The 446-nt window shown below is 66.4% G+C and carries 1 protein-coding gene; it reads right to left on the bottom strand.

Going from position 1 to position 446, the window contains the following annotated elements:
* Nucleotides 1–446: hypothetical protein (locus tag J5M67_RS28630; protein ID WP_207888700.1), on the bottom strand; the 446-nt coding region annotated here is incomplete at both ends.

Raw genomic sequence — 446 nt, 5'->3', positions numbered from 1 at the left:
GTAGATGAGCGGCCAGAGCTTCGGCAGATCGTCGCCGAGCACGTGCGACGCGATCGCGCCGGTGCGCGCGTTCAGCCAGTTGACGTTGCCCTTGACCGTGTTGATTTCGCCGTTGTGCGCGATCATCCGGTACGGGTGCGCGAGCTCCCACGCGGGGAACGTGTTCGTCGAGAAGCGCTGGTGCACGAGCGCAAGCGCCGACACGGTGCGCGCGTCCTGCAGGTCGCGGTAGTACACGCCGACCTGGCCCGCGAGCAGCAGCCCCTTGTAGACGACCGTGCGCGCCGACATCGACGGCACGAAGTATTCCTTGCCGTGCTTGAGCTTAAGCGCCTGGATCCGGTGGCTCGCCGTCTTGCGGATCACGTAGAGCTTGCGCTCCAGCGCGTCCGTCACCATCACGTCCTTGCCGCGGCCGATGAAGATCTGGCGGATCACGGGCTCGC

Source organism: Pseudomonas sp. 30_B (assembly GCF_017491605.1).
Lineage (GTDB): Bacteria > Pseudomonadota > Gammaproteobacteria > Pseudomonadales > Pseudomonadaceae > Pseudomonas.
Note: the sequence above shows the minus strand (reverse complement) of the source record. Positions and strands in the feature narration are given on the sequence as shown.